The organism is Domibacillus sp. A3M-37 (genome assembly GCF_024213455.1).
In the GTDB taxonomy this organism is placed as follows: Bacteria; Bacillota; Bacilli; order Bacillales; family Domibacillaceae; genus Domibacillus; species Domibacillus tundrae.
Map to the genome: position 1 here is coordinate 334,590 of NZ_JANAVL010000002.1, position 24,033 is coordinate 358,622.

23 protein-coding genes and 1 other annotated feature are annotated in these 24,033 nt (G+C 43.6%); all 23 genes read left to right on the forward strand.

Annotated features, from left to right (window positions below):
- Positions 1–76: 76 nt before the first annotated feature.
- The 23 genes from NLX67_RS05840 to pyrR all read left to right on the forward strand — a co-directional run bounded on the left by NLX67_RS05840 (position 77) and on the right by pyrR (position 23,846).
- Entirely contained in the window at positions 77–1,972 is a 1,896-nt protein-coding gene (locus NLX67_RS05840) for a stage V sporulation protein D (protein WP_483863872.1), read from the forward strand.
- Positions 1,973–2,100: 128 nt separating this feature from the next.
- Positions 2,101–3,576: a UDP-N-acetylmuramoyl-L-alanyl-D-glutamate--2,6-diaminopimelate ligase gene (locus NLX67_RS05845; protein WP_254310824.1), complete on the forward strand. Its 1,476-nt coding sequence runs from the start codon at positions 2,101–2,103 to the stop codon at positions 3,574–3,576.
- Complete coding sequence (gene mraY, locus NLX67_RS05850; protein ID WP_046179649.1) at positions 3,573–4,544, forward strand: phospho-N-acetylmuramoyl-pentapeptide-transferase; 972 nt, start codon at positions 3,573–3,575, stop codon at positions 4,542–4,544. The genes NLX67_RS05845 and mraY overlap by 4 nt, the downstream gene beginning before the upstream one ends.
- Positions 4,541–5,890, forward strand: a complete 1,350-nt coding sequence (murD, locus tag NLX67_RS05855) for a UDP-N-acetylmuramoyl-L-alanine--D-glutamate ligase (protein WP_254310707.1) — start codon at positions 4,541–4,543, stop codon at positions 5,888–5,890. Before mraY ends, murD begins: the two co-directional genes overlap by 4 nt.
- 65 nt (positions 5,891–5,955) lie before the next feature.
- Positions 5,956–7,044, forward strand: a complete 1,089-nt coding sequence (gene ftsW, locus NLX67_RS05860; protein ID WP_046179647.1) for a putative lipid II flippase FtsW — start codon at positions 5,956–5,958, stop codon at positions 7,042–7,044.
- Between the two features lie 131 nt (positions 7,045–7,175).
- Entirely contained in the window at positions 7,176–8,285 is a 1,110-nt protein-coding gene (gene murG, locus NLX67_RS05865) for an undecaprenyldiphospho-muramoylpentapeptide beta-N-acetylglucosaminyltransferase (RefSeq protein WP_254310825.1), read from the forward strand.
- Between the two features lie 72 nt (positions 8,286–8,357).
- A complete protein-coding gene (locus tag NLX67_RS05870) occupies positions 8,358–9,155 on the forward strand; it encodes a cell division protein FtsQ/DivIB (RefSeq protein ID WP_254310708.1) in 798 nt (265 codons plus the stop codon).
- Between the two features lie 205 nt (positions 9,156–9,360).
- Positions 9,361–10,671 carry a cell division protein FtsA gene (gene ftsA, locus NLX67_RS05875; protein ID WP_046179644.1) on the forward strand — a complete coding sequence of 437 codons (1,311 nt, stop codon included), beginning with the start codon at positions 9,361–9,363 and terminating at the stop codon, positions 10,669–10,671.
- Between the two features lie 36 nt (positions 10,672–10,707).
- Positions 10,708–11,874 carry a cell division protein FtsZ gene (gene ftsZ, locus NLX67_RS05880; RefSeq protein WP_046179643.1) on the forward strand — a complete coding sequence of 389 codons (1,167 nt, stop codon included), beginning with the start codon at positions 10,708–10,710 and terminating at the stop codon, positions 11,872–11,874.
- Positions 11,875–12,212: 338 nt separating this feature from the next.
- Positions 12,213–13,061: a sigma-E processing peptidase SpoIIGA gene (locus NLX67_RS05885; protein WP_046179641.1), complete on the forward strand. Its 849-nt coding sequence runs from the start codon at positions 12,213–12,215 to the stop codon at positions 13,059–13,061.
- Between the two features lie 21 nt (positions 13,062–13,082).
- Positions 13,083–13,802, forward strand: coding sequence for an RNA polymerase sporulation sigma factor SigE (gene sigE, locus NLX67_RS05890; protein ID WP_046179640.1), 720 nt, complete (start codon positions 13,083–13,085; stop codon positions 13,800–13,802).
- Between the two features lie 61 nt (positions 13,803–13,863).
- Positions 13,864–14,643, forward strand: a complete 780-nt coding sequence (gene sigG, locus NLX67_RS05895) for an RNA polymerase sporulation sigma factor SigG (protein ID WP_046179639.1) — start codon at positions 13,864–13,866, stop codon at positions 14,641–14,643.
- A 75-nt stretch (positions 14,644–14,718) separates the two neighbouring features.
- Positions 14,719–14,976, forward strand: a complete 258-nt coding sequence (locus tag NLX67_RS05900; protein WP_046179638.1) for a YlmC/YmxH family sporulation protein — start codon at positions 14,719–14,721, stop codon at positions 14,974–14,976.
- A gap of 51 nt (positions 14,977–15,027) precedes the next feature.
- Positions 15,028–15,858: a peptidoglycan editing factor PgeF gene (gene pgeF / locus NLX67_RS05905; protein WP_046179924.1), complete on the forward strand. Its 831-nt coding sequence runs from the start codon at positions 15,028–15,030 to the stop codon at positions 15,856–15,858.
- Positions 15,848–16,519 (forward strand): YggS family pyridoxal phosphate-dependent enzyme, encoded by a 672-nt coding sequence (locus NLX67_RS05910; protein WP_254310709.1) that lies wholly within the window; start codon positions 15,848–15,850, stop codon positions 16,517–16,519. The genes pgeF and NLX67_RS05910 overlap by 11 nt, the downstream gene beginning before the upstream one ends.
- Positions 16,520–16,540: 21 nt before the next feature.
- Positions 16,541–16,966, forward strand: a complete 426-nt coding sequence (locus NLX67_RS05915) for a cell division protein SepF (RefSeq protein WP_046179636.1) — start codon at positions 16,541–16,543, stop codon at positions 16,964–16,966.
- A gap of 5 nt (positions 16,967–16,971) precedes the next feature.
- On the forward strand, positions 16,972–17,232 hold the full coding sequence (locus tag NLX67_RS05920; RefSeq protein ID WP_046179635.1) for a YggT family protein: 261 nt from the start codon (positions 16,972–16,974) through the stop codon (positions 17,230–17,232).
- A gap of 12 nt (positions 17,233–17,244) precedes the next feature.
- On the forward strand, positions 17,245–18,021 hold the full coding sequence (locus NLX67_RS05925) for a YlmH family RNA-binding protein (protein WP_046179634.1): 777 nt from the start codon (positions 17,245–17,247) through the stop codon (positions 18,019–18,021).
- Between the two features lie 90 nt (positions 18,022–18,111).
- Positions 18,112–18,621: a DivIVA domain-containing protein gene (locus NLX67_RS05930; RefSeq protein ID WP_046179633.1), complete on the forward strand. Its 510-nt coding sequence runs from the start codon at positions 18,112–18,114 to the stop codon at positions 18,619–18,621.
- A 53-nt stretch (positions 18,622–18,674) separates the two neighbouring features.
- Positions 18,675–18,894, forward strand: a binding site (T-box leader).
- Positions 18,895–18,941: 47 nt separating this feature from the next.
- A complete protein-coding gene (gene ileS / locus NLX67_RS05935; protein ID WP_254310710.1) occupies positions 18,942–21,713 on the forward strand; it encodes an isoleucine--tRNA ligase in 2,772 nt (923 codons plus the stop codon).
- A gap of 62 nt (positions 21,714–21,775) precedes the next feature.
- A complete protein-coding gene (gene lspA, locus NLX67_RS05940) occupies positions 21,776–22,237 on the forward strand; it encodes a signal peptidase II (RefSeq protein WP_046179631.1) in 462 nt (153 codons plus the stop codon).
- Position 22,238: 1 nt separating this feature from the next.
- Positions 22,239–23,150 (forward strand): RluA family pseudouridine synthase, encoded by a 912-nt coding sequence (locus NLX67_RS05945; protein WP_254310711.1) that lies wholly within the window; start codon positions 22,239–22,241, stop codon positions 23,148–23,150.
- Positions 23,151–23,309: 159 nt separating this feature from the next.
- Positions 23,310–23,846: a bifunctional pyr operon transcriptional regulator/uracil phosphoribosyltransferase PyrR gene (pyrR, locus tag NLX67_RS05950; protein WP_046179629.1), complete on the forward strand. Its 537-nt coding sequence runs from the start codon at positions 23,310–23,312 to the stop codon at positions 23,844–23,846.
- Positions 23,847–24,033 lie beyond the last annotated feature (187 nt).

Below are 24,033 nucleotides of genomic sequence, written 5' to 3' on the forward strand. Positions count from 1 at the left end.
CTTTGAATTTGAGACAGCCTTTTTTTTGTCAACTTTTTTTTCATGCTGCATATGATCATGAAGAAAAGGAGTGTGTATGATGCGGGTTCGAATGTTTTGGATACTCGTTTTGTCTTTTGTGGCCTTTTCGGCTTTAATTGTCCGCACGGGTTATATCCAATTGGTAAATGGAGGTGAATTGACGGACAAAGCAGAAGAACTTTGGGGAAGAAGCATTCCTGCAGAACCGGAGCGTGGCCTCATCCTGGATCGCAAGGGAGATATTCTTGTTGGCAATAAAAATGCACCAACGGTTTATGTCATTCCTGCTCAAATTGATGACCCAAAACAGGCTGCTGAGAAGCTTGCAGCTGTTCTTGGTGAGAAAGAGTCCGTTTTATATGAACGGATGACAAAACGTTCATCCATCGAACGTCTTTCCTCAAAAGGGAGGCATTTATCGGCTGAAACAGCACGAGCTGTAACAGATCTTCAGTTGAAAGGAGTTTGGGTTGGGGAGGACTCGATCCGAAATTACGTACTAAAAGACCGGCTCGCCCACATTATCGGATTTACGGGCGCGGATAATCAAGGGCTCGCCGGCATTGAAGCATATTATGATAAGAAACTATCTGGAACACTGGGTTCTATTCAAATGTATACCGATGCAAAAGGAAACCAGATGCCTGGACTTGCAAATGATTACAAAGCACCAGTTAATGGAATGGATTTGAAGTTGACCATTGATGCAGACATTCAAGCGGTGATGGAAAGAGAGCTTGATCAAGCGGAAAAAACGTACAAGCCTGATGCAGCGATGAGCATTGCGATGGATCCAAATACAGGTGCTATTCTCGCGATGTCATCCCGCCCGTCATATGACCCGGCCCGATTCAATGAATATGATCCGGACATATACAATCGGAATTTGCCGGTATGGAGCACATTTGAACCAGGATCTACCTTTAAGATCATTACACTGGCAGCTGCGCTGGAAGAAAAAGAGGTTGATCTTGATCAGGATCATTTTTTTGATCCGGGTCATGTGGAAGTAAATGGGACGCGGCTGCGCTGCTGGAAACGGGAAGGACATGGCCATCAAACGTTTCTTGAAGTAGTCGAGAATTCGTGCAACCCGGGCTTTGTTGAACTCGGTTCCCGCTTAGGTGAAAAAAAACTCTTTACTTACATTCGCAAGTTCGGATTTGGAGAGAAAACAGGCATTGATTTATATGGTGAAGGGAGTGGTATTTTATTTACTGAACAATCAGCAGGACCGGTAGAAGCAGCGACTGCAGCTTTTGGACAAGGAGTTGCCGTCACACCCATTCAGCAAGTAGCAGCTGTCTCAGCAGCGGTAAATGGCGGCATTTTATATGAGCCATTTGTGGCGAAAAGCTGGACAAACCCTGTAACAGGGAAAACAGAAGCCGTTCATAAACCGAAAAAAGTGCGCCAAGTCATATCTGAAGAAACATCAAAGGAAGTGCGGCGTGCGCTTGAAAGTGTTGTGGCAAAAGGAACAGGACGAAATGCGTTTGTGGACGGATACCGCGTTGGCGGAAAAACGGGAACCGCACAAAAAGCAAAGGATGGGCGCTATTTGGAAAACAACCATATCGTTTCATTTATTGGTACTGCGCCTGCTAATGATCCCAAAGTCGTTATTTATACGGCGATTGATAATCCGAAAGGCACTGTTCAGTTTGGCGGCACCGTGGCGGCACCGATTGTTGGGAAGATGATGGAGGACATTTTGCCGCTGCTTCATGTGCCAAAACAAATGAATCAGCTCGAAAAAGAAAAAACATGGAACGATCCGGATCTCGTCAGTGTGCCGAATTTGATCGGATTATCGAAAGAAAAATTAAAGGAGCAGCTGATCAATATCGATATTGTCATTGAAGGGACGGGTAATACCGTCGCTTCCCAGTCCCCAAAACAAGGCGTTAAAGTGGAAAGAGGGAGCAAAGTGCGTGTTTTCTTAAAATAAAATAACTCAATGCCGCCAAAAATGGTCGAAACAGGCTGAAAAGCATTCGCATCGGCGGCTTTTTTTCGTTACAATAGAAATCGCAGGAATTGTACATAGTGTTTTAAGAAGAGAAAGGATTGAAAAACGTGGATTTATCAACTGTGCTCGCAGCGCTTCCATTTTATCAGCAAGATAAAGCTGGAAACCCGGCGATTACTTCGATTGAAAACGATCACCGTCTTATTCAAGAGGGATCAATATTTATCTGTATAAAAGGCTTTACGTTTGATGGTCATGAGGCGGCGGAAGAAGCTGTTCGAAAAGGAGCCGTAGCTATTGTAGCGGAACGCCCTATTACCGTGTCTGTGCCGGTCATTTATGTGTCCGAGACAAAGCGGGCAATGGCACATTTGGCGGCGCATTTCTATGATTACCCGACCGAATCGTTTCATTTGATCGGGATTACAGGAACGAACGGAAAAACAACAACGAGCCACTTAATTGAACAGATATTGCGTGCTAACGGGGAAACCACCGGTTTGATCGGAACGATGTACATGAAAATTGGTGATGAAACAATTGAGACGAAAAATACAACACCGGAAAGCTTAACGCTTCAAAAAACATTTTCAAAAATGAAGCGGGCCAATGTCACGTCGGCGGTAATGGAAGTGTCATCTCATGCATTGCAGGAGGGAAGAACAAACGGCACAGCTTTTAAAGTGGCGGTTTTCACCAATTTAACACAAGATCATCTTGATTTTCATAAAACGATGGAAGAGTATCGAACAGCAAAAGGACTTTTATTTGCGCGTCTCGGCAACGTCGTTCATTCCGACAGCCTGGCGTTTGCTGTTTTAAATGCAGACGATAGGGCATCGACTGTGTACAAGTCGATGACAGCGGCACATATTGTTACGTACGGTATTGATAATAAAGCGGATATTAAAGCGAAGAATATTCGACTTACATCTGAAGGGACTGCTTTTACAATTGACTATCCAGGCGGTACAGTTGAGGTACAATCAAAATTAGCAGGCCGTTTTAATGTTTACAATATGCTGGCTGCTTTTGCGGCCGGGTTTGTATCAAAGGTCCGGCCGGAAACAATTCAAAAAGCGCTTGAAAGCGTGACAGGCGTCGCCGGCCGGTTTGAGATTGTTCCAAATAACCAGGATATTTCTGTTATTGTTGACTATGCACACACACCTGACAGTCTCATAAACGTACTCCAAACAGTTCGTCCGTTGACGAAAGGACGTGTCATTGCAATTGCCGGCTGTGGCGGTGATCGGGATAAAACGAAACGTCCGCTCATGGCGCAAGCTGCATGTCGTTATGCGGATGAAGCAATTTTCACGTCGGATAATCCGCGCAGCGAAGATCCAAAAGTGATTTTAGCTGATATGGGAGCAGGAGTGCCAGACGAGCAGTATACGGTGATTGAAGATCGGAAAGAGGCAATTTTTAAGGCGATTGAAGCTGCTGAACCTGGTGATGCTGTGGTTATTGCAGGAAAAGGTCACGAAACATATCAAATCATTGGTAAAGATGTTTTTCATTTTGATGACCGGGAAATGGCAAAAGAAGCACTTCTTCAAAAGGAAGGTGGACAGATATGAATGAATGGCAAATCGCATTAGTTATTGCTGTTTCTTTTTTCATCACCCTCATCATCGCCCCGTTATTTATTCCATTTTTACGGCGGTTGAAATTTGGGCAAAGTATTCGAGAGGAAGGTCCACAGTCCCATCAGCAAAAATCAGGTACGCCGACGATGGGGGGGCTCGTCTTTTTGCTGTCCATTGTGGTTACAACACTGTTTTTTGTACAGTTACTCGGTTCGATTGGTACAGAAACGACACTGCTTTTGTTAGTAACGATCGGGTTTGGGCTCCTTGGTTTTTTAGATGATTTTATTAAAGTTGTGATGAAACGAAACCTCGGTCTGACATCTTTGCAAAAATTAATTGGGCAAATTATTATTTCGATTATTTTTTATGTTATTTATGCACAGCACGGCTTATCAACAGAGCTGTCGTTTGGATTTTTTTCGCTTGATTTAGGCATCCTATATGCCTTATTTGTCCTGTTCTGGCTCGTCGGCTTTTCTAATGCCGTCAATTTAACGGACGGTCTCGATGGACTTGTATCCGGGACAGCCTCCGTTGCGTTTGGTGCTTACGCGGTGATTGCCTGGAGCCAGGGGCTCGATGAAACAGCTATCTTTGCATTTTCTGTTGTTGGGGCGATTATTGGCTTCCTCGTGTTTAACGCGTATCCAGCCCACGTGTTTATGGGAGATACAGGTTCGCTGGCGCTTGGAGGGGCAATTGCTGTTTTATCCATTTTAACGAAATTTGAATTTTTGCTGCTGCTGATCGGCATTGTGTTTGTGGCAGAAACGATGTCGGTTATTTTACAAGTTTGGTCGTTTAAAACGAGAGGAAAACGAATTTTTAGAATGAGCCCGCTGCATCACCATTTTGAACTGGGCGGCTGGTCTGAATGGCGCGTCGTTGTGACATTTTGGTCAGTCGGTGTTGTTGCTGCAGCGATTGGTGTATGGATTGGAGTATGGAATACATGAAACAGATTGATCAATTTAATGGAAAAAAAGTGCTTGTGCTAGGCCTTGCAAAAAGCGGTTTGGCAGCAGCATTATTATTGAAAAAGCTTGGCGCGGATGTGACCGTCAATGACGGTAAGCCTCTTGAAGAAAACAAAGCAGCTCGTTCGCTTTTATCGGAAGGAATGAAAGTCATCTGCGGAAGCCATCCAGTGACATTGCTTGATGAAGGCTTTGAGCTTGTGGTGAAAAACCCAGGCATTCCTTATTCAAACCCGATTATATCAAAAGCGGTGTTAGATGGACTGCCGGTGATTACAGAAGTGGAATTGGCCGGTCTTATTTCTGAAGCGCCATTTATCGGTATTACCGGTACAAACGGCAAAACGACAACGACGACATTAATTGATGAAATGATGAAAAAAGGCGGCAAAGGGACCGTGCTTGCTGGCAACATCGGCGAAGTAGCTTCTGAGGTCGTTCAACATGCCACGCCGAAAGATCATGTTGTCATTGAGCTTTCTTCTTTTCAACTGATGGGCATTCAGGAATTTCGTCCGCATATTGCCATCATTACGAATATTTATGATGCGCATCTAGACTACCATGGCTCGCGTGAAGAGTATGCCGGTGCAAAAATGAACATTACGAAAAACCAGACAGATGAAGACTTTTTAATTATTAATGCCGATCAAGAGGCTTTGCTGTCCATGGCTGGTGCAAGCCAGGCAAATGTCATTCCTTTTTCTGTTCATCAAAAAGTGGAAAATGGTGCTTATGTTGAAGAGGGAATGGCCTATTTCCAAGGAGAAGCCATTTTGCCTGTAGCGGATATTGCTTTGCCGGGCAGTCATAACCTTGAAAATATTTTGGCGGCGATTGCAGCGGTGAAATTATCCGGCATTTCCAATGAAGCGATTGTGCATGTTCTTAAAACGTTTTCGGGTGTTAAACATCGCACGCAGTTTGTTCGTGAATGGAACGGCCGGAAATTTTACAATGATTCAAAAGCGACAAACACACTCGCGACAAAAAGTGCGCTGACGGCATTTGATTCTCCGGTGATTTTACTTGCGGGAGGACTGGACCGAGGCAATGGCTTTGATGATTTGCTTCCATATTTAGAGGCAGTAAAAGCGGTCGTCACCTTTGGTGAGACGGCGGGAAAATGGAAAGAAACCGCGGGAAAAGCCGGAATTCAATTGGTTGAAAAAGCGGATTACATGACCGATGCGGTTAAAAAAGCAGTGGCACTGTCTGAACAAGGGGACGTCGTTCTTTTATCGCCGGCTTGTGCAAGCTGGGATCAATATAAAACGTTTGAAGAGCGTGGAGACATATTTATTGACTGCGTGAATACGTTATAAGAAAGAGCCGGGGCCATTTTGGCTCCGGTTTTTTAATTGCGCTTGAAAGGAGTGGCATTGCCGTTATTACTCACGGGACAGACAAACTCTTTTTGCTGCTTGTCTTGTTGTTGACGGGAAGCGGTCTCTTTATGGTCGCAAGTGCCGGGGAAGTATGGGGCCAATTTAATTATGGGAATTCATTTTATTTTGTAGAAAGACAAGCCATATTCGCCGGAGCAGGGGTGGTGGTGATGATCATCTGCTCGCGCTTTGATTACAGGGTATGGAAACAGTATTCAAGACAGGCGCTCATTCTTGCTTTTGTCTTGCTAATTGCCGTACTTATTCCAGGAGTTGGAATGATTCGAAATGGTTCACAGAGCTGGATTGGTGTCGGTTCTTTATCGTTTCAACCGTCTGAATGGATGAAAATGGCACTCGTTTTTTATTTAGCTGCTGCACTTTCTGAACGAAAAAAAACGATTCATTTGTTTTGGAAAGGACTATTTCTTCCGATTGTCGTTATTGGCGCTGCTTTTGGATTGATCATGCTGCAGCCAGATCTTGGTACAGCAGCTGTTATGGGTGGAACGGCGCTCATATTATTATTTAGTGCAGGGGCACCTATTCATTTTTTTGTCACAATCGGTGCTTCGGCTATAACCGGGTTGGTTTTGCTGATTTTATCGGCTCCATATCGAATGAAACGAATTACCGCTTATTTGGATCCTTGGTCAGATCCACTCGGAAGCGGATTCCAAATTATTCAATCCCTTTATGCAGTCGGCCCCGGCGGTCTTTTCGGTCATGGGTACGGGGAAAGCCGTCAAAAGTATTATTATCTGCCAGAGCCGCAAACGGATTTTATTTTCGCCATTTGGTCAGAAGAAACAGGTTTTATCGGTGCAGTGTGGATTATTCTTTTGTTTTTTTTGCTTATTTGGCGGGGGGTGTACATCGCCATGCGGCTGGACGATCCGTTTGGCATGCTGCTCGTGTTCGGCCTGACAGGCATGATCTGTTTACAATCTTTCATTAATTTAGGTGTGGTAACAGGCCTTCTTCCGGTAACCGGTGTTACACTGCCATTTTTAAGCTATGGCGGATCTTCGTTGACGATGACGCTTGCTCTTGCGGGTATCGTGTTAAGTGCAAGCCGGCATATGCGGTAATTTAGAAGGAATTTTGCTGCTTTTTCAAGATAATATTTGATTCTCGCGACGCATTGATTTAAGATGAAAATGCATTGGACTGCTGATTTAAGCAATATAAAGCTGCCAATAGACGTATTGAGGTGACAGAATTGAAAATAGTGGTCAGCGGCGGGGGAACGGGCGGACATATTTATCCGGCACTCGCACTTATTCGAATGATTAAAATGAAACATCCGGACACATCTTTCTTATATATCGGAACAGAGAAGGGGCTTGAATCAAAGCTTGTTGTACGTGAAGGCATCCCTTTTAAGTCAATTGATATTACTGGGTTTCGACGGGCGGTTTCATTTGAAAATGTGAAAACGATCATGCGCTTTTTAAAAGGCGTTAATGAATGCAAAAAAATGCTGAAAGAATTTCAGCCGGATGTCGTGATTGGAACAGGAGGCTATGTGTGCGGACCAGTCGTATACGCCGCTGCAAAAATGGGTATCCCGGCGATTGTTCACGAACAAAACAGTGTACCAGGGCTGACAAACAAATTTTTAAGCAGGTACGTTGACAAAATCGCGGTTTGTTTCGAGGAGGCAAAAGCTTATTTTCCTGCTGAAAAAACCATACTTACCGGCAATCCACGTGCATCTGAAGTGATGAAAGCGAACGGAACCGGAATACTGGAGAAGTATGGATTTCAATCCAATCGAAAAACCGTGTTAATTTTCGGTGGGAGCCGCGGTGCCCGTCCAATTAATGATGCGGTAACGGGTGCGCTGAAGGATTTAGCAAACCGTCAGTACCAGGTGCTGTATGTAACAGGTGATGTTCATTATGAGCATGTAGCCAATATGTTAAAAACGGCAGGAAAGCCTAATAATGTCGCAGTTGAACCGTTTATTCACAATATGCCGGACGTACTGGCGGCTTGTGACTTGGTCGTTGCAAGAGCAGGCGCAACAACACTTGCAGAATTAACGGCGCTTGGCATTCCATCGATCTTAATTCCAAGTCCTTACGTAACGAACAATCACCAAGAAAAAAATGCGCGGTCTTTGACGGATCGAGATGCTGCTGTATTGCTTCTGGAGAAAGATTTAACGAGCCAGCTGCTCGTCAAGGAACTAGACGCTATCCTTATGAATGAGCTGCAGCTGCTGAAAATGAAAGAAGAATCAAAACGTCTTGGAATCCGTGATGCTGCCGATCGTTTATATACTGTAATGGCCGAATTAACAAAAAAAAGCGGCCGTTTGTCTTGAAAACATGGCAATCAGCCGCTGCTACGGTAATAAAATGGGCGGATGGTTTGTAACATGGGCAGAGGTGTGAACATGACAAAACAAAAAGTGATTTCGATTGAAGACCGCATTCCGAAGCTGAAACAAATAAGAAAAAAGAAAGCAAATCGCCGGCTGCTGCTTTTGCTGTCTGTGTTTTTCTCTCTCATCCTTCTTGTCGTTTACTTGCAGTCTCCTTTAAGTAAAGTAGCAGAGATTCATGTACAGGGAAGCAGCCTTATGACAAAACAGGAAATTATTGAACAAAGCGGTCTTGAAACAGGTGCCAGTATATGGACAGCCGGCAAAGGCAGAGCGGAAGAAGCACTTTTAAAGGATGATCGAATCAAGGAAGCCAGTGTGACAGCTGGATTTCCCAATGATCTAATGATTGCGGTCGTTGAACAAAATGAAATTGCGTATGCAGCTCGTAAAGGTGGATTGTATCCGGTCCTTCAAAACGGAAAAATATTAAGCGAGCCTGTCAGCGGTGCGCCATTACAGCTCCCCATTCTATATGATTTTAAAGAAGGGGAAGCATTAGATTTGTTTGCGGAAGCTGCCCAAACACTTCCCAATGAGGTGTTCAATACGATTTCTGAAGTGTATTACGATCCGAAAAAAAATGACTCTCTCCATATAAAAGCGTTTATGACAGATGGATTTGAAGTATCTGCCACCCTCTCAACCTTTGCAGAGAAAATGGTTTACTATCCTTCCATTTCCACGCAGCTTAACCCTGATGTGAAAGGTGTCATTGACATCGAAGTTGGTTCTTATTTTAAAGCATATGATCCAGCGCAGCAGCAAGAAACAGGAGAAGAAGCTGTAGAAGAAGCCGAGATGCCATAAAGTTTTCTTGAAACCGAATAACTTAGCCTTTTCCAGCTTCTTATCTTAGTGTAGACTTGTATGAGAGTGTTTAAGAAAAATATAAAACTTTAAAAGGAAATTATGTTGAATATGACGAATTACGTTCTTAACATATATTCAAGGAGTAAATGTGCGAATTGTTGTTCGATTATTCACGCTTTTATGGTAAAGGAGGTGCCGCAGCATGAATAATAATGAAATTCTGGTAAGTCTCGACATCGGTACATCCGCAATTAAAGTAATTATTGGCGAAATGGTTAATGATTCTTTAAATATAATTGGTGTCGGTAGTGTAAAATCAAAAGGTATTCGAAAAGGAGCAGTCGTCGATATCGATGATACTGTTCATTCGATCAAAAAAGCAATTGAACAGGCAGAGCGCATGGTTGGTCTTGACATTCGTTCGGTTATCGTTGGCATTGCTGCCAATCACGCCATTCTTCATCCTTGTAATGGTGTTGTGGCCGTTTCAAGTGAAAATCGTGAAATTACGAGTGAAGACGTCATCCGCGTAAAAGATGCGGCACAAGTACTATCTATCCCGCCGGATAGAGAAATTGTAAATGTTATTGCTAAACAATTTATCGTAGACGGTTTTGATGAAATTAATGATCCTCGTGGCATGCTTGGTGTACGTCTTGAAATGGAAGGCATCATCGTGACCGGTTCTAGAACGTTTTTACATAACACACTGCGCTGTGTTGAACGTGCAGGCCTGGATATTAATGAAATTGTGCTTCAGCCGCTTGCAAGCGGAGAAATTGCTTTGTCGATGGATGAAAAAAATCTTGGAACTGTGCTCGTTGATATTGGCGGTGGTTCAACGACGATTTCGTATTTTAAAGACGGATATATCCAACGAACGTCTGTACTGCCTGTCGGCGGTGATCATATTACAAAAGATTTATCGATCGGTCTTCGCACTTCAACAGAAGAAGCAGAACAAATTAAAACAAAGCATGGACATGCTTTTTATGATTTAGCTTCGGAAGAAGAAGTGTTCAGTGTTCCTGTCATTGGCAGTGATCAGCATGATCAATTTACTCAGCTTGAAATTTCGGAAATTATTGAAGCGCGGCTGGAAGAATTGTTTATAATGGTTGTTGAAGATCTTCGTCAGTCGGGTATTCATGATATTCCGGGTGGTTTTGTTTTAACCGGCGGAGCGTCCGCAATGAACGGTATTCTTGATTTGGCACAGGATGTATTTCAAAATCGTGTCCGTGTCGCGATTCCGGATTATATTGGTGTACGTGAGCCGCAATATACGACAGCCGTGGGCCTTATCAAGTACGCTTATAAAAATGCCCGGTTAACAGGCCGGAAATTAAGCGAATCGAATCAAGCACCGTTACCAGGAAAAGAAGTAAGAAAAGAGCGGATGGAAGTGAAGCAGGAAGCAAAGCCTGTTAAAAAAGAGCAGCCGCATGACGGAGAAGAAAAAGGCGTTAAAGGAAAAATGAAAAAACTTTTCGGGTACTTTTTTGAAGAATAAGACACAAAAAAGACTCATGAAATAGGAGGATTTGCCATGCTGGAGTTTGATACAAGTGTAGATTCATTGGCAACGATTAAAGTCATCGGCGTTGGCGGCGGCGGAAACAACGCCGTTAACCGAATGATTGAACATGGAGTGCAAGGGGTAGACTTTATCGCGGTAAATACAGACGCACAAGCCCTTAATTTGTCAAAAGCAGAAGTGAAAATGCAAATTGGCAATAAGTTAACACGCGGATTAGGTGCAGGTGCCAATCCGGAAGTCGGAAAAAAAGCGGCTGAAGAAAGCAAAGAGCAAATTGAAGAAGCGCTTAAAGGCGCCGATATGGTTTTTGTTACAGCGGGTATGGGCGGTGGCACCGGAACTGGTGCGGCTCCGGTTATCGCACAAATCGCGAAAGACCTCGGTGCATTAACGGTAGGCGTTGTGACTCGTCCATTTACTTTTGAAGGGCGCAAACGGGCCACACAGGCAGCCGGCGGAATTGAAGCGATGAAAGCTGCTGTTGATACACTTATTGTTATTCCAAATGACCGTTTACTTGAAATCGTCGATAAAAGCACACCGATGCTTGAGGCGTTCCGTGAAGCGGATAATGTCCTTCGTCAAGGTGTGCAGGGTATCTCTGACTTGATCGCCGTTCCCGGGTTGATCAACCTTGATTTTGCTGACGTGAAAACAATCATGTCGAATAAAGGATCAGCACTTATGGGAATCGGTGTTGCATCAGGAGAGAACCGTGCTGTTGAAGCAGCGAAAAAAGCCATTTCCAGTCCGCTTCTTGAAACGGCGATTGACGGTGCCCAAGGGGTTTTAATGAACATTACCGGTGGAACCAACTTAAGCCTTTATGAAGTGCAAGAAGCAGCGGATATCGTTTCTTCCGCTTCTGACCAAGAAGTGAATATGATCTTTGGTTCTGTTATTAATGAGAACTTGAAAGACGAGATCATTGTGACAGTGATTGCAACAGGCTTTAAAGAAGTGGCATCTCAGCCAGCTCAGCCAGGGCAGGCTCGTCCAGGGCTTGGACAGGTGAAGCCACAATCGCCATCACAGCACCAGCAGTCGAAACCGCGTGACATGAAACGCGAAGATGCACCGGCGCCTGAACAACCGATTCGCCAGCCGCAGCAGCCGTCAGCTGATGACACACTCGATATTCCAACATTTTTACGCAATCGTAACAGAAGAAGATAAAAAGCAAATCCCGTCACTTAGGTGGCGGGATTTTTTTGATTTGTTCAGCTTCAGACGGCCAATTCCCTCAAGGCCCACACGATGTGGGTCACAAAAGCGTTGCTGCAGGAAGCTGCATTCTTAGCTTTTGTTCCAAAAAGCTGTCACAGCCGTGTGGCAAAGAGCGCCACTGCTGGTCCGTCTTACGCCTGCGGACCTAAACGACCGTCTTGCGCTTTTCTTAGACATGATTCGGAAAAACTACTGTAAAAATTCACTTACATTCCGACACACATTGGTTATTCATTCCGTTACACTAATGCTCATAGGACAGGCAGCCGGAAAAAGGGAGGGATGAATTGGCCGGTTACGCAGAAGGGATCATTTTCTTTAATTTTGCTGCAGATGCGCTGCTGCTTTTTGTAACGGGGAAGCTGAGCGCTCGTCCGCTCCAGATGCCCCGGCTGCTTGCTGCCTCATTAGTCGGAACTATACCGGTATGGCTTTATTTAGCAGCAGGTCCAGTTGGGCTTTTGCATAAAACATTAACGGTGATCATGCCTATATTCATGATCCGCATCGCTTTTAAAATAACCGGCGTCACAAGTCTCATTTCCATGGTCCTTACGTTTTATTTTATCGTTTTCCTGACGGGCGGCATTTTATTCGGATTTCAGTCCATGTATACGCAGTACGCTATAGGAGGAAAATGGTCTCTCGTATTCTTTTTTATTGTATCGGTGGGAATTTCATTTTATTTTATTCAGCGCCGGCTGTTCAGTTTGAATACGTCAAGGCGGACAATCAGCCAAACAGTCCCCGTTTCATTTACGCTTTGCGGAATGAATTGGTCGGGACGGGGCTTGATTGACACCGGTAATGCATTATGCGACCCCATTTCCAAGAAAGAAGTAGCAGTTTGTCAAATTAATCCGTATGAACAATGGCCGGAAGCGCTTTTTAAAGAGGATATTAGCGATCTGCTGAATCTTCCAGACAATTGGACTGAAAAAATCGTCTGGATTCCATCTAAGTCGATTCATGCTGAAAGCAAATTGCTGGCTTCATTTCGAACGGACAGCTTTACAGTATGGATCAATGGAAAAGAACGGAAAACCGATAGAGCGCTTGTCACATTTACAGACAAGGTATTATCGGATGATCAGTCGTTTATCTGCATTCTGCATCCGAATATGGTTCAGGAATGAATCGAAAGGTGAGTGAATAATTTGCGGCAAGTAAAAACAAAGTGGATGTACATCATGTATAACATGATCCAAAAAGCTGGTATTAAATCTAAAACGATTTATTACATCGGTGGCAGTGAAGCGCTTCCTCCACCACTTACGCGTGATGAGGAGGCGCATCTATTAACGAAGCTTCCATCAGGAGATAAGGCGGTTCGGGCGATGCTCATTGAGCGGAATTTACGCCTTGTCGTTTACATTGCCCGAAAATTTGAGAATACTGGCATCCACATTGAAGATCTTATTAGCATCGGCGCGATCGGGCTCATTAAAGCTGTTAACACATTTGATCCCGAAAAGAAAATTAAGCTTGCGACGTATGCATCCCGCTGTATTGAAAATGAAATTTTAATGTACTTGCGCCGCAATAATAAAATCCGTTCGGAAATTTCATTTGATGAACCGCTGAATATTGATTGGGATGGAAATGAGCTGTTGTTATCCGATGTACTTGGAACAGAAAGCGACATCATCACAAAAGGAATTGAAGAAGAAGTGGACAAACATTTAGTTTCAGAAGCGCTTGACGATTTAGAAGGACGTGAAAAACAAATTATTGAAATGCGATTCGGGCTAAATGGACAAGAAGAAAGAACACAAAAAGATGTAGCGGATTTACTAGGAATCTCACAGTCTTATATTTCACGGCTTGAGAAAAAAATCATTGGACGACTGAAAAAAGAACTGAATAAACTGCGCTGAATAATTTTTTTCGGGTCGGCAATACTGTTCTGAGAAACAGACATCATGAGGAGGAACAGTGATGGCCCGAAATAAAGTTGTCTTATGTGGTGTCGATACGTCGACGCTGCCTGTATTAACAAACCCTGAAATGAAAGTGTTGTTTGTGCAATACCAAAGTGGGGACAAACAGGCGCGTGAAAAGCTGGTCAACGGAAATTTGCGCCTCGTTTTAAGCGTCATTCAACGATTTAATCATCGTAATGAGCAAGCCGATGACTTATTTCAAGTTGGCTGCATCGGTTTGATGAAGTCAATTGATAATTTCGATTTAAGCCACAATGTCCGCTTTTCAACATACGCAGTGCCAATGATTATCGGCGAGATCCGCCGTTATCTCCGAGACAACAATCCGATTCGGGTATCGCGCTCTCTTCGTGATATTGCTTATAAGGCTTTACAGGCAAGAGAAAGACTGACAGCGGAGAGATCGGTTGAACCAGCAGCAGAAGAAATTGCCCGGGCGATTGATGTACCGAAAGAAGAAATGGTTTTTGCGCTCGATGCCATTCAAGATCCTGTTTCGTTATTTGAACCCGTTTTTCAAGATGGCGGCGATCCTATTTATATGATGGACCAAATAAGTGATGGAAAAGACAGAGAAAAAGAATGGGTGGATACCATGACTGTAACCGATGAACTAAATAAATTGTCTGAGCGGGAGCGGATGATTATTGAGAAACGATTTTTCACCGGTCGGACACAAATGGAAGTAGCTGACGAAATTGGTATTTCTCAAGCACAAGTATCCCGGCTTGAAAAAGGGGCCATTAAACAAATGAAAAAGAAAATAAATGGATAAGCGAAAAACAGAAGAGACAATCTTCTGTTTTTTTCTTTGTCTTGGAGCATACATTGGTACAAAGGAGGGGCTAGTATGCGAATTTCAGAATTTCAGCTGAAAGATATTGTCAATGTGACAAATGGAAAAAAATTAGGCCGTCTGGCTGATATTGAATTAAACAACGCGACAGGAGCTATTTCAGCGCTCATCATAGAACAAAACGGTAAAAAATTCGGTTTATTCGGCAAAGAGGAAGAAATAGTGATCCCATGGATGCATATCGTGAAAATTGGCGGCGATGTTATTTTAGTCCGCTACGGTGAAAAAGAACCGAAGGAGGATGAACGGTGACGAAAAAGGGTGTCATGTGGTACACTAAAAGAAAATAAGCGGGAGCATGCCATGACAGAACCTTTTAAAAAAACAGGCAGCGGCTTGTTTCATATGGAAAAATGGGAAAAAGAAGAACCGGGTCTCTCTGCCGGCTTCACGTCTAAAGAAGGCGGATCCGGCAAGTACAATGGCTTGAATATGGCGTTTCATGTTCATGACGAACCAGCTTCTGTACAGCAAAACCGAAAAAATACGGGACAGGTAATTGGATTTCCTGTCGATAAATGGATCGGCTGTGAGCAAACACACGATGTCCACATTGCACATGTTTCAAATCGCGACATCGGCCGTGGTGCCCTTGATTATGAAACGGCATTCTCATCTACTGATGGTCTTTACACCGATGATGCCGGTGTTTTACTGACACTTTGCTATGCTGATTGTGTGCCGCTTTATTTTATTGACCGCGTAACGAAACGGATCGGAACGGCTCATGCCGGCTGGAAAGGTGCGGTTAGCGGAATTGGTCCAATCATGATTAAGAAGTGGGAACAAGAAGGAAGTTGTCTGCAAGATATTGAAGTGGCGATTGGTCCTTCCATTTGTGGCTCATGCTATAAAGTAGGAGCCTCGGTCATAACAGCAGCAGAAAAATGGTATAAGCCGGGTGAAGAAGTTCCCTTCTCCCCGGTGCCAAATGAGCCGGATATGTATTATTTTTCTCTGCAAACCTTTAATAAAGATCTTCTCATCAAGAAAGGCATTTCGCCCGAAAATATTTATATGACGGCACTATGTTCAAGCTGCTCGCCGGATTTCTTTTCTCATCGGCGTGACAGGGGATACACAGGCAGGATGATGGGGTACATCGGCTGGAAGGAAGGAAACCATGAAAGTTAGCGAAAATTTATCAATCATTAAACAACGGATTGAGGAATCTGCACACCGTTCAGGCCGGCAGGCGGAAGATGTGAAAATTATTGCAGTTACAAAATATGTAACAACAGCCCGAGCCCAAGAAGCAGTAGAAGCGGGAATTCTCCACCTCGGTGAAAACCGCGCTGAAGGACTGAATGAAAAATATGAAACCATTGGGGAAAAGGCGACATGGCACTTTATCGGGTCAATGCAAACAAGAAAAGTAAAGTCGATCATTCATCAAGCTGGCTATATTCATTCACTTGACCGCGAATCACTTGCCAAAGAAATTAGCAGCCGGGCCCAAAGGGCTGTTCAATGTTTTGTTCAGGTGAACGTATCGGGTGAAGAATCTAAGCATGGAATGGTGCCTGAAGAAGTCATTCCATTTATTGAATCGCTTCACAAATACGAAAATATTCGAGTATGTGGCTTAATGACAATGGCACCGCTCACCGAAGATCAAGACATACTTCGTGCTTGTTTCCGTAAGCTTGCTTTGTTGAGAAATGAAGTAAGAGCATTAAATCTCTCATACGCTCCGTGTAATGAGTTATCCATGGGCATGAGCAATGATTTTGAGATAGCTGTGGAAGAAGGCGCGACAATGATTCGTATTGGAACTGCGCTTGTAGGGGAATAAAATGAAAGCGGAGGTGGAACGATGGGCGTGAAATCGAAGTTTAAGTCATTTTTCCTGCTCGACGAAGAAGATTACGATATGGTGGAGGAAGAAGTGTATGAAGGAGAGCCATCTTCAACAGCGCCTCGCAAAAAAAATGTGGTCAGCTTGAAAAGTGCGCAAAAGCCGTCGAAAGTCGTCATGGCAGAGCCGCGTGTTTATGCGGAAGCGCAAGAAATTGCCGACCATTTAAAAGCAAAAAAGGCAGTTATCGTCAATCTACAGCGCATTCAAACGGATCAGGCACGGAGGATTGTTGATTTTCTCGGCGGAACGGTGTATGCCATTGGCGGAGAAATCCAGCAAATTGGTGAAAAAATCTTTTTCTGTGCACCGGAGAATGTAGAAATTGCCGGAAGCATTACACAGTTTACGCAACAAGATCAAGAAAAAACGGGGTGGCAATAAGAGAAATGGATACAGTTATTAATGTTTTGGTCCAGGCAATACAATTATATTCTTGGGCACTTATTATTTATATTTTAATGTCATGGTTTCCAGAAGCACGCAATACATCAATCGGCCGATTTTTAACAAGAATTTGCGAACCATATTTAGATCCGTTTCGTCGGATTATTCCGCCGCTTGGCATGTTTGATATTTCACCAATCGTCGCTTTTATTACACTGAACCTTGCGACAAACGGACTGCATCAGCTGGCTGTTTGGCTTTAACGAGGGCATTTAATGAATGATATTTACCAACATTTTCGGCCGGAAGAAAAAGAGTTTATTGACAAAGCAATGAAATGGAAACAGCAAGTCGCGGATATGTATGCGCCGAAATTGACAGGATTTCTTAATCCACGCGAGAGGCAGATGATCCGCTCGGTTGTCGGGTCTATGGAAGATGTACGCGTTTCTTTTTTTGGTGGTCATTCATCTGCTGAACGAAAACGGGGGCTTTTTCATCCTTCTTACTTCGAGCCGGAAGAAACTGACTTTGGGGTCGAATTGCTTGAAGTTGACTATCCACAAAAGTTTTCCATGATTAGCCATCCACATATTTTAGGAAGTTTGATGGGACTTGGCCTGAACCGTGAAAAATTTGGTGATATTTTAAGTGAGCAAGACCGTTTTCAAGTGATTGTGGCAAAAGAATTAACGAGTTATTTGCATGCACATTTTGATCATGTTGGGAAAGTACCGGTCAAATTGATAGAAAAAACGCTCTCAGAAGCGGTTTATTCGATTGAAGAGTGGCATGAACAGACCGTCACCGTCTCGTCAATGCGCCTTGATGTCATCATTGGATCATTGTCCTCTATGTCCAGACAAAAAGCGCAGCAGCTTATTAAAAGTGGCGCTGTGAAAGTAAATTGGAAAGCAGTAGACCAAACGTCTTTTGAATGCGCACAAGGTGATATGCTATCAGTCCGTGGAATCGGACGGATGAAAATTTTATCCATTGACGGCCAGACGAAAAAAGAAAAGTGGCGAATAACGCTGGGTATTTTAAAATAAATTTGCGAAAATGAAGGGATTTCCCCACAAGTGGTCGAAAAACCTTTATAATAAAAATCAATGATCATGTAACGCTTTGGAGGTGGCTGTATGCCCTTAACGCCGTTGGACATACATAAAAAAGAATTTGGCCGTTCATTTCGCGGTTACGATGAAGACGAAGTGAATGACTTTTTAAATCAAATTATTAAAGATTACGAACTCATTATTCGGGAAAAAAAAGAATTAGAAACAAAGCTTGCCGGTCAAACGGAACGGCTTAGTTATTTTTCGAATATTGAAGAAACATTAAGTAAATCGATTGTGATTGCACAAGAAACATCAGAAGATGTTAAACGAAACGCTTTAAAGGAATCAAAGCTGCTTATTCGTGAAGCGGAGAAAAATGCGGATCGAATTGTTGAGGAGTCGCTGTCAAAAGCACGGCGAATCGCAGTGGAAATCGAAGAATTAAAAAAGCAGTCTAAAGTGTTCCGCACGCGCTTTAAAATGTTAATGGAAGCTCAATTAGACTTGTTGAACAATGATGACTGGGATAAGCTTCTTGATTTTGAAGTAGATACGGATGAAATTGAACAGTTAAGCGACGATGAGAGATAAGCTTGACGAATGAATGGTTCATTTTTATAATGTAACCATTCAAATAAAAATCATCAAACGCAATGAGAGGGACAGTAAAGCGGCAACTGATCGCCCAAAAGCGAACCGGGGATGGTGGAAGCCCGGCGGCTATCTGCAGCTTAAAGATCACCCTTGAGCATTTTTCGTGAACGAATAAGTAGCGAAAAACGGTTTATCCACGTTATGGATTTTGAGCGGACAGTCATGGGCTGTCAACCAGGGTGGTACCGCGGAAACCTTTCCGTCCCTTTTTAGGGATGTGAAAGGTTTTTTTATTTTATTTAAAAGGAGATAAGGCAATGAATTATAAAGATACATTATTAATGCCGAAAACAGAATTTCCGATGCGTGGCAACTTGCCGAAACGCGAACCGGACATGCAGAGTGTTTGGAACGAAGAAGATATTTATAAACAAGTGCTGGACCGTACGAAGAACCGTCCGATGTTCGTTTTGCATGATGGTCCTCCGTATGCAAATGGTGATATCCATATCGGACACGCCCTTAATAAAATTTTAAAAGATTTTATCGTTCGTTTTAAATCGATGAGCGGTTATTACGCGCCTTACATTCCAGGCTGGGATACACATGGATTGCCAATTGAGCAGGCATTGACAAACTCTGGTGTAAATCGGAAAGAAATGACTATAGCGGAATTCCGCCAGCTTTGTGAAGAGTATGCCTATAAACAAGTTCATAATCAACGTGAGCAATTTAAACGCCTTGGCGTACGTGGCGATTGGGAAAATCCATACATTACATTAAAGCCGGAATATGAAGCTGCACAAATTAAAGTATTCGGTGAAATGGCGAAAAAGGGATTTATTTACAAAGGTCTAAAGCCCGTTTACTGGTCTCCTTCATCTGAATCTGCACTTGCAGAAGCAGAAATCGAGTACCAAGATAAAAAATCAGCCTCTATTTATGTTTCTTTTGATGTGAAAAAAGGAAATGATGTACTTGAAGAAGGCACAAAAATCATTATTTGGACGACAACGCCATGGACCATTCCAGCGAACCTTGGCATTTCTGTTCATCCAGAGCTCAATTATGCGGTCGTAAGCGCAGCGGGTGACCGGTTCGTAGTGGCAGAAGCACTTCTTGAAGAAGTTGCGGCGAAAATCGGATGGGAGTCGCATACTATTGAAAAACTGGTAAAAGGAGAAAAGCTTGAACATGTTGTCGCAGCACATCCGCTTTATGGCCGTGATTCACTTGTCATGCTTGGCGAACACGTAACAACAGATTCTGGTACAGGAGCCGTTCATACAGCGCCTGGTCACGGGGAAGATGATTTTCTTGTCGGAAAGAAATATGGGCTCGACGTTCTTTGTCCGGTGAACGACCGTGGTGTCATGACAGAAGAAGCGCCAGGCTTTGAAGGACTTTTTTATGATAAAGCCAATAAAGCAATCACCGAAAAGCTGTCTGAAGCGGGCGCACTATTAAAAATGGAATTTATTACACACTCGTATCCACATGACTGGCGGACAAAAAAGCCGGTTATTTATCGGGCTACAGCGCAATGGTTTGCGTCAATTGATAAGTTCCGTCCTGAACTGCTTGAAGCAGTAAAAGAAACGAAATGGGTGCCGGCATGGGGCGAAACGCGTTTGTTTAACATGATTCGTGACCGCGGTGACTGGTGTATTTCTCGTCAGCGTGCATGGGGTGTGCCAATTCCAGTTTTTTATGCGGAAAATGGTGAAGCGATCATTACCGATGAAACGATTGCACATGTATCGGAATTGTTCCGTGAAAATGGATCGAATATTTGGTTTAAGCGTACGGCGAATGAACTCTTGCCGGAAGGATTTACCCATCCGGGCAGCCCGAACGGCGAATTTACGAAAGAAAATGACATTATGGATGTCTGGTTCGATTCCGGTTCTTCTCATGAAGGCGTACTTGAGCAGCGTTCAGATGCCCAGCGGCCGGCTGATCTTTATTTAGAAGGATCTGACCAATACCGCGGCTGGTTTAACTCTTCCTTAATTACAGGGGTTGCCGTCACTGGCAAAGCACCATATAAAGGCGTATTAAGCCATGGGTTTGCATTAGATGGAGAAGGCCGCAAAATGAGTAAATCGCTTGGCAATACAGTCATTCCTGCAAAAGTGATGGAGCAGCTTGGTGCAGATATTTTACGTCTCTGGGTATCATCCGTGGATTTCCAGGCAGATGTGCGTGTATCAGATGCTATTTTAAAACAAGTGGCAGAAGTATATCGTAAAATCCGCAACACGTTCCGATTCTTGCTCGGAAATCTAGATGGCTTTAAGCCGGCTGAGCATGCTGTTTCATACGAAAACTTGCGTGAAGTCGACCAATTCATGCTTGTAAAATTAAACGAATTGATCAAAACGGTCCGCGGCCATTATGAAAAGTATGAATTTGCAGCGATTTATCATGCGGTCAATAATTTCTGCACCGTCGATTTAAGCTCATTTTATCTAGATTTCACAAAAGATGTTTTGTACATTGAAGCGGAAAATCATGCAGACCGCCGTGCCATTCAAACGGTTATGTATGAAACATTAACGACTCTTGCGAAACTTGTCTCGCCAATCTTGCCGCATACAGCGGATGAAGTGTGGATAGAAGTGCCGGGAGCTGAAGAAAAATATGTGCAGCTGACCGATATGCCGGACTATACAGAACTGCCGAAGGCGGAAAGTCTAACGAAAAAATGGACGGCATTTATGGCGGTTCGTGATGATATCTTAAAAGCGCTGGAAGAAGCACGGAATGAAAAAATTATTGGCAAGTCATTAACAGCACATGTCCGGTTGTATGCGGACAACGAAACAACAGCCCTTCTTGCGTCGATCGATGAAGATTTAAAGCAGCTGTTTATCGTATCTGGCTTTGAAGTAGCGGGAACGGTGTCGGAAGCACCAGAACAAGCAGTGAAACGTGAGAAAGTGTCTGTTGTAGTCGAAAAAGCTTCAGGCGACACATGTGAACGCTGCTGGACGGTGACAGATGAAGTTGGCCAGGATGCAGATCACCCAACGCTTTGTCCACGCTGTGCAGCTGTCGTAAAAGAACACTACTCGGAAATGAACTAAAAGAGACGAAAAAGAGGTTAGCTCTAAGACCGCTAACCTCTTTTCATCGTTGGAGGGAAGATATGTATTACTACGTATTGACACTGCTTGTCATCTTGCTGGATCAATGGACAAAATGGCTCATTGTCAGGTCCATGGAAATTGGCGAAAGTGTACCGGTTATTGAAAATCTTCTTCATATTACTTCTCATCGTAATAGAGGGGCAGCGTGGGGAATGCTTGAAGGGCAATTTTGGCTCTTTTATATTATTACAGCCGTTGTGGTTGTCGGCATCATTTATTTCATGCAAAAGGAAGCAAAAGGGAAGCCTTTAATGAAAGCATCTTTAGCTGTCTTGCTTGGCGGAGCTATCGGAAACTTTATTGACCGGCTGTTTCGCGGTGAGGTCGTTGATTTCGTGCAGACGTTTATTGGGGGCTACCGTTTCCCTATTTTTAATATCGCAGATGCTGCATTGACTATTGGCGTTATTTTATTATTTATCGCTATGTTTATAGAAGATCGAAAAGGAAAGAAGGCATAAAATGAAACAATTACACTTTACAGTGAGCGCAGAAGAAACCGGGGGCCGAATTGATAAAATTGCTGCTACGCAGGATGAGCAATACTCCCGATCACAAGTGCAAGAGTGGCTGAAAGAAGGGCTTGTTCTTGTTAATGGTAAATCAGTTAAGGCGAATTACAAAGCCACAGCCGGTGATGAAGTAACAATCGACATTCCGGAGCCGGAAGCATTGAACATTGAAGCGGAAGATTTACAATTGGACGTTTATTATGAGGATGAAGATGTCATTGTCGTCAATAAGCCAAGCGGCATGGTTGTCCATCCGGCACCTGGTCATACAACGGGAACGCTCGTAAACGGCCTAATGTACCATTGCAAAGATTTATCCGGCATTAATGGCATTATGCGCCCGGGTATTGTCCACCGAATTGATAAAGATACATCTGGACTGTTAATGGTTGCTAAAAATGATATGGCACATGAAAAACTTGTGAACCAGCTTGTTGAAAAATCGGTTACGCGCAAATATAAAGCCATCGTTCACGGTGTAATTTCGCATGATTTCGGCACGATTGACGCACCGATCGGGCGTGACATAAAAGACCGTCAAAAAATGGGGATTGTCGATCATGGGAAAGCGGCCGTGACACATTTCCACGTGTTGGAGCGTTTTGAAGACTTTACTTTTGTTGAATGTGAATTAGAGACAGGGCGAACACACCAGATTCGGGTGCATATGAAATACATTGGGTATCCGCTTGCCGGTGATCCAAAGTATGGACCTCGGAAGACGCTTAATATTGACGGACAGGCGCTGCACGCTGGTGTCCTTGGATTTATTCATCCACGTACAAATGAATACATGGAATTTGAAGCGCCTGCACCAAAAGAATTTAATGATATACTCGATGAGTTGCGGAAAAAGATTTGACATTCATCCATGTTATCGATAAACTAAATGCAGTTGAATAAGAACCTTTAAGAACAGTCCCGTGAGGCTGGGAAGGGATCGGATATGATGCGGTACATTTGTGCCGTTTTAAGGGATCAGTAGGCCTTCTCACCAGTATCGGGTGGGGAGGCTTTTTTCATGGAAAAAGCGGTCGTACTTGATCAGCAGGCGATACGCCGGGCGCTGACAAGAATCGCGCACGAAATTATTGAACGAAACAAAGGCGTAGAAAATTGCGTGCTGATTGGGATTAAAACCCGTGGTATTTATGTTGCGCAACGGCTTGCTGAACGAATCTTTCAAATTGAAGGACAGCGTGTGCCGGTTGGAGAACTGGATATTACATTATATCGTGATGACTTGACGGTCAAAACGAAAAGCCATGATCCGGAAGTAAAAGGATCAGAAATTCCCGTTGATTTAAATGGCAAAACAGTCATCTTAGTGGATGATGTTTTATACACAGGCCGCACCGTCCGGGCAGCGATGGATGCTATCATGGATATTGGACGTCCGTCCCACATTCAAATGGCGGCACTTGTCGACAGGGGTCATCGTGAATTGCCGGTCCGGGCAGACTATATCGGGAAAAATATTCCGTCGGCGAAAACCGAACGGATTGTCGTCACACTTGAAGAAGTGGATGAAGTGGATCGTGTAAGTATTTATGAATAAAGATAAATGTTTACTGAAAGTCCTGTGAGACTTTATGGACATTGACAACCTTTTAAAAATGCACGAGAGGCATTTAAGGGTGAAATCGGTCTGCACTTATGTGCAGTACAGCTTCGTTATGCTGTAAAATCGAGAAAACACCCTGAATTTCAGGGTGTTTTTTTCATGGAAACGGAGGCGGAAATCG

What these genes read in the sequence shown, in the direction of transcription:
- NLX67_RS05840 (WP_483863872.1), top strand. Translation starts at nt 77, where the DNA reads ATGATGCGGGTTCGAATGTTTTGGATACTCGTTTTGTCTTTTGTGGCC.
- mraY (WP_046179649.1), top strand. Translation starts at nt 3,573, where the DNA reads ATGAATGAATGGCAAATCGCATTAGTTATTGCTGTTTCTTTTTTCATC.
- murD (WP_254310707.1), top strand. Translation starts at nt 4,541, where the DNA reads ATGAAACAGATTGATCAATTTAATGGAAAAAAAGTGCTTGTGCTAGGC.
- NLX67_RS05870 (WP_254310708.1), top strand. Translation starts at nt 8,358, where the DNA reads ATGACAAAACAAAAAGTGATTTCGATTGAAGACCGCATTCCGAAGCTG.
- ftsA (WP_046179644.1), top strand. Translation starts at nt 9,361, where the DNA reads ATGAATAATAATGAAATTCTGGTAAGTCTCGACATCGGTACATCCGCA.
- ftsZ (WP_046179643.1), top strand. Translation starts at nt 10,708, where the DNA reads ATGCTGGAGTTTGATACAAGTGTAGATTCATTGGCAACGATTAAAGTC.
- sigG (WP_046179639.1), top strand. Translation starts at nt 13,864, where the DNA reads ATGGCCCGAAATAAAGTTGTCTTATGTGGTGTCGATACGTCGACGCTG.
- NLX67_RS05900 (WP_046179638.1), top strand. Translation starts at nt 14,719, where the DNA reads ATGCGAATTTCAGAATTTCAGCTGAAAGATATTGTCAATGTGACAAAT.
- pgeF (WP_046179924.1), top strand. Translation starts at nt 15,028, where the DNA reads ATGACAGAACCTTTTAAAAAAACAGGCAGCGGCTTGTTTCATATGGAA.
- NLX67_RS05910 (WP_254310709.1), top strand. Translation starts at nt 15,848, where the DNA reads ATGAAAGTTAGCGAAAATTTATCAATCATTAAACAACGGATTGAGGAA.
- NLX67_RS05915 (WP_046179636.1), top strand. Translation starts at nt 16,541, where the DNA reads ATGGGCGTGAAATCGAAGTTTAAGTCATTTTTCCTGCTCGACGAAGAA.
- NLX67_RS05920 (WP_046179635.1), top strand. Translation starts at nt 16,972, where the DNA reads ATGGATACAGTTATTAATGTTTTGGTCCAGGCAATACAATTATATTCT.
- NLX67_RS05925 (WP_046179634.1), top strand. Translation starts at nt 17,245, where the DNA reads ATGAATGATATTTACCAACATTTTCGGCCGGAAGAAAAAGAGTTTATT.
- NLX67_RS05930 (WP_046179633.1), top strand. Translation starts at nt 18,112, where the DNA reads ATGCCCTTAACGCCGTTGGACATACATAAAAAAGAATTTGGCCGTTCA.
- ileS (WP_254310710.1), top strand. Translation starts at nt 18,942, where the DNA reads ATGAATTATAAAGATACATTATTAATGCCGAAAACAGAATTTCCGATG.
- lspA (WP_046179631.1), top strand. Translation starts at nt 21,776, where the DNA reads ATGTATTACTACGTATTGACACTGCTTGTCATCTTGCTGGATCAATGG.
- NLX67_RS05945 (WP_254310711.1), top strand. Translation starts at nt 22,239, where the DNA reads ATGAAACAATTACACTTTACAGTGAGCGCAGAAGAAACCGGGGGCCGA.
- pyrR (WP_046179629.1), top strand. Translation starts at nt 23,310, where the DNA reads ATGGAAAAAGCGGTCGTACTTGATCAGCAGGCGATACGCCGGGCGCTG.